This window comes from Candidatus Methylomirabilota bacterium (assembly GCA_036001065.1).
In the GTDB taxonomy this organism is placed as follows: Bacteria; Methylomirabilota; Methylomirabilia; order Rokubacteriales; family CSP1-6; genus MNEF01.
In genome coordinates, this window is the sequence record DASYUQ010000068.1 from 1 (window position 1) to 2,778 (window position 2,778).

A 2,778-nucleotide genomic window follows, 5' to 3' on the forward strand; every position below is an offset into this window, starting at 1 on the left:
GCCCGGCTGGCCGTCGTACCCGCCCGTCCCGGTGATGCTGGGCGCGATGCGCTGCTCCAGTTCCTCGATCTTGAACGTCATTGGTCGTCACCTCCTTTCACATTGAGCGAACAGGATCACTCCAGCAGGCGACCCTCGGGCGTGTACACCGCCGAGGGGGGGAAAGTTGCACCCCTATGGCGGGTCTGGAGTACCCCCGAAGAGAGGGGGCGTCCTCCTCCTCTTCGCCTTCGTCCGCCAACTCACGCTGAGACGCTACTCGCTGCCGGTTACCCCCTGCTGACGTTTCCGTGACGTTGTCTTAACGTGCGCGGTTGACCCGGGCTCTTGACCTCCGGTCAGACAGGTCTCAGGTGCTGGCCAGCCAGTGAGCTGGACGTTTTCCGTCTACTCTCGCGCCGCGGCGCTGTCCATTCGACGGAAGTCGATAAGACGTTGGTTGATAGATGCGCCCCCCACGTCCAGGCGGGAGCCAATCAGGTGCGGGCTGTGGACCCGCCGTCGTGAGTCGATTTCGACAGCGGACGACGGCCCAGGATCAGCACCGCGAGGGACAGGCGGCCCGAGAGCCCGAGCTTCCGAAACGTGGGCATCAAGTGCGCCTTGACCGTCGCCTCCGTGATGCCCAGCTGGTTCGCGACGTCCTGGTTGCTGGCTCCGTGGGCGACCAGTGTCGCGACCTGGCGCTGCCGTGAGGTCAGCGCTTGCAAGGACACGGGGCCGAAGGGGGGCCGCGGCCGGCTGGCGGGCCACAGCCGGGCGAGCACCCGCGAGAGCACCTCGCGGCAGATCCACATCTCCCCGGTCTCGACGATCGCTACGGCCTTCCGCAGCAGGGCGGGGTCCGCGGCCACGTCCCCGTAGGCGAGCGCTCCGCTTCGAAGGACGGCGAACCCTTCCCGCTCATCCGGCTTCGTGGCCAGGAAGACGATCTTGGTCTGCGGGCTGAGGCGGTGCAGCGTCGGGATGGCTCGGGCATGGCAGAGGCCGGAGTCCAGCACCAGCACGCCGGGCCTGAGCCGCGTCAGGCTTTGCTGGAGCGCGGCCGGCTCCCTCGCTTCGCGGACGGTGAAGTTTCGGCGCAGCTCATCGCGCCACTGCCGCCGACGACTGGAATCGCCGCAGCCGATGAGCACGTCGGTCGTCCCCGAGGGTCCTCCAACGGTCTCCGCGTGAGATCGGCCTCTCGACATGGCCCCCCATCTTGCAGATCCTCCCGCTGTTCGCCAATAGTGCGATTGTGCTAGTGGCCCTCGGGGTGAAGAAGTGTCAAATCGTGAAGACGAGCAGCGGTAGAGCGCGCGCGGGTTCAGCTCGAGGATCCGCTCGGCGCTGGCGAGTGGCCGGGCCGTGACGGCTATCGGCCCCCGTGCACCTTGTCGAAGAATCCCTCGTGGTCCAGACGCTTCAGCCAGCTGGTGTCGATGATCTCCTCGACCTTGAGGGACGCCACCTTGGGGTTGCGCTCCGCGACGTACTTGATGACGGTCCGGGTGCCTTCCGGCGTCGGATACGGCTTCCGGTCCAGGCCCTCCTGGGCCTCGAGGTAAAAGTCCTCGGCGTCATCGGCGCTCCGCAGCTTCAAGGTCTTCGCGATCACGTCTTTGACCGCCTGTTTGTTCTCCCTGTCGAAGATGTAGGCGAAGGCCTCCACCACCGCCCGCGTGAAGTTCTCTCCCACCTGGGGTTGGCCGGTCACGAAGTCTCGTCGGGCCGCCAGCACGTTGTTCTGGTAGGGGATCTTGGCGGCATGGAGGTCCAGGAGCGCGGTGTACCCCTTGCCGAGCATCATCTTGGTGGCCAGCCGCTGCAGCATCGCGGCATCGAGCGCCTTCCGTTCGAGCGCCGCCACTCGTTCGGGGTCGAGCCCGGTCTGGAGGATGGTGATGTTGTCGCGCTTGGCATCGAGGCCCAGATGGTCCAGGGCAATCAGCGCCGAGGTGTGCGAGGAGCCGCCGAAGCGCGCCGTCCCCAGCCGTTTGCCCTTCAGATCGGCGGCGCTCTTGATGCTCGGCTGGGCCACCAGCGTGAAGGGGGAGGTGTTGCTCAACCCCAGAAAGACGGCGATCTTCTCGCCGCCGGCGATCAAGCTCACCAGCGAGGCCGGCGCCGCGGAGGCGATCTGGATCTCCCCGGCCGCCAGCATCTGGGCGACGAGGGTGCCCCCGCCGACGAAGATCAACTCGACGTCCAACCCGTATTTGTCGAAGATCTTCCTATCCCTGGCCACCCAGAGCGGCAGATTGTGCGGCTCGGTGGTGGAGACGGCGATCTTGACCGGCTGCGGCCGCAGCGTTTGCGCCCGGGACGGCGCGACGGCCACCAACGTCACGAGCACGCCCAGCACGACGGACGACCGCCTCAGCATCGTGTCCCTCCATTGGACCGGTCCTTGGCGTCGGTCAGGAGGCGCCAGACCGCCTCCGAGGTGAGCGGAAGCTCCTGCACGTGGATGCCCAGGGGCGACAGGGCATCCTCGACTGCGCTGGCGATGGCGGCGGGCGAGGGGATGGAGGCGCCTTCCCCCGCGGCCTTCTGACCGAACGTGGTGAACGGTGAGGGAACGGGATGGTGGACCACTTCGACCGGCGGCGCATCGAGGGGGGTGGGGATCCCATAGTCGGTCAGGGTGAGGGTCAGCGGCGCCCCGTTGGGGGCGTACACGAAGCCGGCCCCCAGGCTGACCGAGATCCCGTGAACGGCGGACCCGAACACCTGGCCTTCCACGACGCTCGGATTGATTATGGTGCCGTTGTCGCTGACGATCACGTAGCGCAT

Annotated in this window: 3 protein-coding genes; all 3 read right to left on the reverse strand. The window is 67.0% G+C overall.

Annotated features, from left to right (window positions below; translation table 11 throughout):
* Positions 1–476: 476 nt before the first annotated feature.
* A complete protein-coding gene (locus VGV13_05945) occupies positions 477–1,136 on the reverse strand; it encodes a response regulator transcription factor (protein HEV8640623.1) in 660 nt (219 codons plus the stop codon).
* Positions 1,137–1,357: 221 nt separating this feature from the next.
* On the reverse strand, positions 1,358–2,368 hold the full coding sequence (locus VGV13_05950) for an ABC transporter substrate-binding protein (protein HEV8640624.1): 1,011 nt from the start codon (positions 2,366–2,368) through the stop codon (positions 1,358–1,360).
* Positions 2,362–2,778 (reverse strand): molybdopterin cofactor-binding domain-containing protein (locus VGV13_05955; protein ID HEV8640625.1); only part of this gene is annotated, 417 nt, incomplete at its 5' end. The genes VGV13_05950 and VGV13_05955, both read right to left, overlap by 7 nt.